Annotated in this window: 4 protein-coding genes, 1 rRNA gene and 1 pseudogene; 4 read left to right on the forward strand and 2 right to left on the reverse strand. The window is 39.6% G+C overall.

What is annotated here, in order from left to right; translation table 11 throughout:
- Positions 1-15: 15 nt before the first annotated feature.
- Both fdhE and ACPUYX_RS06455 read left to right on the forward strand, forming a co-directional pair.
- A complete protein-coding gene (gene fdhE / locus ACPUYX_RS06450) occupies positions 16-786 on the forward strand; it encodes a formate dehydrogenase accessory protein FdhE (RefSeq protein WP_426378878.1) in 771 nt (256 codons plus the stop codon).
- Positions 787-1,179: 393 nt separating this feature from the next.
- Positions 1,180-2,781, forward strand: a complete 1,602-nt coding sequence (locus ACPUYX_RS06455; protein WP_426378879.1) for a peptide chain release factor 3 — start codon at positions 1,180-1,182, stop codon at positions 2,779-2,781.
- A gap of 17 nt (positions 2,782-2,798) precedes the next feature.
- On the opposite strand, the pseudogene ACPUYX_RS06460 reads toward ACPUYX_RS06455, so the two are convergent.
- Both ACPUYX_RS06460 and ACPUYX_RS06465 read right to left on the reverse strand, forming a co-directional pair.
- Positions 2,799-3,168 (reverse strand): annotated as a pseudogene (locus tag ACPUYX_RS06460) (helix-turn-helix domain-containing protein); the annotation flags it as partial.
- Positions 3,169-3,788: 620 nt separating this feature from the next.
- Complete coding sequence (locus ACPUYX_RS06465) at positions 3,789-4,979, reverse strand: N-acetylmuramoyl-L-alanine amidase (protein WP_426378880.1); 1,191 nt, start codon at positions 4,977-4,979, stop codon at positions 3,789-3,791.
- A gap of 127 nt (positions 4,980-5,106) precedes the next feature.
- On the opposite strand from ACPUYX_RS06465, the gene ACPUYX_RS06470 reads away from it, so the two are divergent.
- Together ACPUYX_RS06470 and ACPUYX_RS06475 are read left to right on the forward strand one after the other, a co-directional pair.
- Entirely contained in the window at positions 5,107-5,421 is a 315-nt protein-coding gene (locus ACPUYX_RS06470; RefSeq protein ID WP_426378881.1) for a hypothetical protein, read from the forward strand.
- 325 nt (positions 5,422-5,746) lie between these two features.
- Positions 5,747-6,065 (forward strand): 16S ribosomal RNA (locus tag ACPUYX_RS06475); the annotation flags it as partial.

The raw sequence follows: 6,065 nt of genomic DNA on the forward strand, positions 1-6,065 counted from the left end.
TGGAGAGAACCGACAATGAATAAGCCAAAAGAGACACTAGACACAGCAGAGGAAAACAACCTTGAGGAAGCTTATCAAACTTATCGTTTCCTTAAGGGAGAAATCAAAGTATGGCAAGAAGAACGAGGAGCATTTTGGGCGAAAAAGCTAAATCCTGAGAAGTCTCCTCCGTACTATCCTTTGGTAAATTTGCCGGGAGCAGCGATATTAGAACTTTGGGCGAGGTTAAATCGGGTTATGGAAGAGGATGTACCAGAGTCGGTCTTGAAGGACGTATGGCAAAATTTCAAAGAAGGACAAGGGATTCAAGAACCTTGGCTGCAAAGTACCCTTCAGTTAGCTCTGAGTGGTTTAGCTCAGCTAGCCCGACTGACGGTCATTTCTCAGGCGGAAGATCAGAATTTTATGAAAGAAAATGAAGAAAAGCAAGGTATTGACGCTTGTTGCCCTATCTGTGGAGAGAAAGCAGTACTTTCTGTGTTAGTACCTCCTCATGGAAAGCGCTTATTGCACTGCATTTTCTGCGGCCAGGAGTGGCCAACGATGAGAGTCGGATGCATTTTATGCGGAAGGGAAGAAGCAAGTTCACAAAACTATTTGCTGTCAAAAGAATATCCAGGAGTTGAATTAGTAACTTGTGATCTTTGTGGACAGTTCTTTAAAGAATTTGATTTAAGGTTACTTAGCGCTGTAGATTTAGTTTGGGAAGACGTCAGAACGTTACCTTTAAATTATGCTGGTCAACAATGGTTAACGGAGCATATGCAATTTACGATTAGTTCATAGAAACTAGAATGTTTTCTCGAAATTTAGTAGTAAATCAGTAGTGTCCTCATCCACACGGTCAAAGTGGATTGAGGACATTTTTTATTGCATTTTTAAATTGAAAATAAAATTTTAAAACGGCAATGATAATTTTAGATTGTTCTTCGTTTTTTGGGTAACATAATTGGTTGGAACCCTATGGTGCAGAAGTAATAATAGGTACAGTGAATAGAACTATAATTTTGTCCGAAGAAAGTTTTATTTGAGGATTATTGATAAATCATGATATAATATCAATTTGAGATGATTTTCATAAAATTGGTTACAGTACCCTTAAGAGGGATAAAAAGCCCAGATATAATTATTGATAATTGCAATTCAAAAAAGGTAGAACAGATTAAGGAGTTAAAGACATTGAATCAAGCGAATTTAAGAGAGGAAATTGGTTCTCGAAAGACCTTTGCCATTATATCTCACCCTGATGCCGGTAAGACTACATTAACTGAAAAATTGCTCCTCTTCGGAGGTGCAATTCATGAGGCCGGTTCGGTTAAGGCCCGCAAAGCGGAACGTTATGCTACTTCGGATTGGATGGAACTCGAGCGGCAAAGGGGAATTTCCATTACTTCAAGTGCCCTCCAATTCAAATATCAGGGTTATGTTATTAATATTTTAGATACCCCTGGGCACCAAGATTTCAGCGAAGACACATACCGTACGTTAACAGCTGCAGATAGTGCAGTTATGTTGATCGATGCGGCTAAAGGAATTGAGGCCCAAACTAAAAAACTGTTTCATGTCTGCCGGCAGAGAGGCATTCCGATTTTTACCTTTGTCAATAAGTTTGATCGCGAAGCCAAAGACCCTCTTGATTTAATGGATGAAGTGGAAAAAGTTTTAGGCATTGAATCCTATGCCATGAATTGGCCTATTGGGATGGGCCAGGATTTTAAAGGGATTTATGATCGGCAAACTGGTATGGTTGAACGTTTTATAACAGGAAGCGGCAAGAAAAGTTCCCAACCACCTGTTTCTGGGGATATCAACGATCCACTTGTGCGAGAAGGTATTGGTGAAGACCTGCTTAAACAATTGCACGATGAAATTGATCTTTTAGACTTAGCAGGGAATACGTTTTCTCAAGAACGCGTTAACCGCGGAGAGGTTACTCCTGTATTTTTCGGAAGTGCACTTAATAACTTTGGAGTTCCAAATTTTCTCCATAGTTTTTTAAAACTAGCACCGGCACCTCAACCTCGGAGCACCAATGAGGGAATATTGGCACCGGAGACCGAAACTTTTTCTGGATATATCTTTAAAATTCAAGCAAATATGAATGCACAGCATCGAGACCGGATTGCTTTTATTCGGATCTGTTCGGGACGCTATGAACGAGGGATGAATGTTATCCATACACGATCTCATCGCCGCCTTAGACTTGCTCAGCCGCAGCAATTATTTGCTCAAGAACGGACAATTCTTGATGAGGCCTATGCCGGGGATATTATTGGAGTTCATGATAGTGGCCTTTTGAGGATCGGTGACGTCTTGACCGAAAAAGATGGACTTCAGTTTGAGGCAATGCCCTTCTTCAGCCCTGAAAATTTTGCACGTATTAATATTGCTAATGCTTTGAAACGCAAACAATTCATTAAAGGAATTCAGGAATTGCAAGAAGAAGGGGCAATTCACGTCTTTAGGGATCTCCATGTAGGGGTTGAGGCTCCTATTATTGGAGTGGTAGGACAATTACAATTCGAAGTCCTGGAATACCGTCTGCGGGAGGAGTATGGTGTTAAGGTGAATATCCAACACCTCCCATACGAAATTGTACGCTGGATTGATAAAAATGAAAAAACAGTTAAACTATTATCTGAGTCAAGTATGAGTACAGTTGTATTAGATAAAGACGAAAATTATGCCGTTTTATTATTAGATGATTGGAAGGCAAAATGGTTAAGTGAGCGTTATGAGATTGAGTTTTATACTCAGCCACAAGAACTGACAGTGAACTGATCCATTTAACCTAATTTGAATTCTTGGTGTTGCTGTACTTTAACCATAGTTTTGAGTTTCGGTACTTTAAGGTATCCATTCTGGATAAACACTGTACCGCCTTGATTATTGGTGATATGGCTACGATAGTTAGTTTTTTTCTTGAAATTAGGGAATCCAACGTTTTTATCGCGAAAGAAGTTCTTATAAGTCTTCTCAAGGTTAAGCTGAGCGTTGGCTAACGCCAAACTATCGACCTCTTTGAGCCAAGGAAACGTAGTTTTGTAATGTTCTATTTTATCATGAAGCATTGGCATTATAGATAAATCGAACACAACTAAAGGTTTTTGCCAAGTAGATTTGTTGTTCTTGGTTCGGGTAGAGTCGATATTTATAGGCTTTAAGCAATGGCTTTTTCACCTCCCTATAAGTTTATTATACTGCAATTCATCCCCTCCCTAATCGTTGCGACGATTTGAGGGAGGGGACTTCTTGCTAACGTGGTTAAAAATGGCAAAATTGTTAGGCCAGTTCATGACTTACCTTTGGAGAGAAGTATTTGGAAGCTCGGGAAAAGACTTAAGAACTTAAGATCCCGGGCTTTTCCGTTGTTTTAAATTAACTAAAAAAAGCCAGCAAAGCTGGCTAAACAAAGAAGGGGTATAAAAAGTGGAGTTAAGCTTAACGTTGTAACGACAAAATCAAAAAGCAATGCATTGGCTGCAGTTGCCGCGATCAGGACATTGTGAACAGGTAGGAGGGTACAAAATAGGTTTATTCGCTGATGGAGTACTATCATTTAATAGAATCAATGGCATGCTTCAGCCTCCTCTTGTACAGAACGGATTTGCTACTATTATTATACTACAGATGTTTGAAAAGGCAATATCTGTTTAGAAAACATTCCACATATTTACCATATTATATAACAGATTACGTTTGATCTTTTGAGTAAACTCGTTGAATTGAAACTATTGTTACAATGATAGATTTAACGGGCTTTTACGATCAAAGTGAATCTAAGAAAATTACGAGCGGGGATTCAAAATATGATCAAAGATGACGTGGCCACCGATCGAATCACCATCATTCCCCTCGATTAAAATAGTCACTCCTTTAACTCCAGGCAATTGGGTCATAGACCAAACTATAGATTTAACGGCAATGTCCTCCTCTAAAGCACTGCCCGAAAAGTTCTCGCGTATTTCTTTGCTGAAATTTAAGGTGACGATATTATTATTTGAAGAGATTGAAAGTACCTTAGTTTTTGGTGAAAGCGCCGAAAGATGATCGGGTGAAGTCGGACCTTTAATCAGGTCTTTCAAGATGAGACCTGCTTTATGAGTCAGGGTTAGCTTGTTCCAAATTGAAGGATTAAAGATCCTATCTTCAGGGCTTAAACCGTCCAGACTGGCGTTTGCAAAATAGACCTTGTATGTATCCTTGCCTATTGGAGCGGGGCCTTCCTGACTTGTGACACTTTGAATCCCTTCGCGAATTTCACGGATTTCTTTAGGTGTTTCAAAATAGCTTTCTATGCCGTCGCCAATCGCTTTGGCAATTGAGTCACGGTAGTCGCTGCTTAATAAAAGCTTTCGTTCCCTTGGATTAGAAATGAATCCCACCTCCACGATAACAGCAGGCATCATTGTTTGATTAAGCAGGTAATAATCGCCTGCTTTTGCTTTTCGTTTGTTGTCAAGCTGCAATTTAGTGAGATGTTCCTGAATGTTCTCAGCTAAGATTTTTCCGGCTGGCGATTTTTGATGATAATAGGTTTCCATTCCATAAGTGTTTCGTCTTGGAAAACTATTAGCATGGATACTGACGAACAAGTCCGCATTATTCAAGGAAGCCAGACTAATTCTACGATTTAAATCGATCCGTTTAGCTGCTCGCCCTACATATTGACCGGGATTATAAAAGTCTTTATCAACATCACGAGTTAGAATGACTGTACAACCTTCAGCTTCTAATGCTTTGCGCAGTCGAAGTGATACATCTAGATTGACGTCTTTCTCTTTCACTCCTGAATTTTGGGCGCCTGGATCAGCGCCTCCGTGGCCGGGATCAATTACAATGACTTTGTTTTTAAGGCTTTGCGAAAGTGCTGTCTTAAACCTAAAAGTGCCTGTACCGATTATGACTAAGATTGTAACTATAATCATACTAAAAAGGACAGGCTTGCGTATTAATAATATTATAGGACGGTGATACATTCGTCAGCACACTCCTCCTGTTAATCCTTTTTGAGTCATAATTTATGTATATTGTAAGAAGTTATCTCGTAAACATAATTTATAAAAAAGATTATTAAAAACTGCCAATTTACAAAGGAGCAGATTTATGATTTGGCTATTTGTTTTGATATCCGTGATTTTATTAAATGTACCATTTGGTTATTGGCGAAAGGACGTCAGAAAGTTTTCGCTGCCATGGTTTTTGTCCGTTCATCTTCCCGTTCCGGTAATTGTTTTTCTTCGAATTCATTTTGGATTAGGATGGGCCCTTTCAACATTCCCTCTGCTTATAGGTTCATATTTTACAGGTCAATTATTAGGGGCCAAGTTGTATGCTTTTTGGAGTAAAACCATGCGTGTTAGTGGTTGCCTTTTTTATGATCTTATTCGAGCCAGATGGGTTATTATTATTTCCCGTTAAGCACAGTAGAACCGACAATTGAAGCTAGTATCAAAAACGTTACAATATTAACCGGAAAGAGATGGCATAAATTGGATCGTATATATTTTAAATTACGTGAAATAATAGTTGACAGTACATCACTAATAATGGTACTATAACTGAGCGCCACAAAAGTGGCACAAAACATCTCGAAGTTGCTAACTGCTTTAAAAAAGCATAAAAGCATCGATGGTCTTTGAAAACTAAACAACAAGGACAGCCAATGAGAGAAACTCGCAAGAGTTTCAAACAAATCATGAATTCATGAGCAGATATCATCTTCTTTAAAGAAGTTGAGATAACTTTTTTGGAGAGTTTGATCCTGGCTCAGGACGAACGCTGGCGGCGTGCCTAACACATGCAAGTCGAACGGTCTAATGCTTAACACTGAGTGTTCAGTGAAGTTGGGACAGCGAGAGCGCGAAGCATGAGCGCTCCACGCAATTAAAAGTGCCAACACAGTCGGAGAGCTGAATGTTGAGTGTTAAGTATTAGATAGTGGCGGACGGGTGAGTAACGCGTGGGTAACCTACCCAACAAACCGGGACAACCCTTGGAAACGAGGGCTAATACCGGATACGCTTATAAGTTGGCATCAACTTATAAGGAAAGGTGGCCTCTGA

Source organism: Desulfosporosinus sp. SYSU MS00001, from assembly GCF_049943955.1.
Taxonomy (GTDB): domain Bacteria; phylum Bacillota; class Desulfitobacteriia; order Desulfitobacteriales; family Desulfitobacteriaceae; genus Desulfosporosinus.

Bases quoted from the DNA above. Each gene is read 5' to 3' on its own strand.
- ACPUYX_RS06465 (WP_426378880.1), bottom strand. From the start codon at position 4,979: ATGTATCACCGTCCTATAATATTATTAATACGCAAGCCTGTCCTTTTT.
- ACPUYX_RS06470 (WP_426378881.1), top strand. From the start codon at position 5,107: ATGATTTGGCTATTTGTTTTGATATCCGTGATTTTATTAAATGTACCA.
- fdhE (WP_426378878.1), top strand. From the start codon at position 16: ATGAATAAGCCAAAAGAGACACTAGACACAGCAGAGGAAAACAACCTT.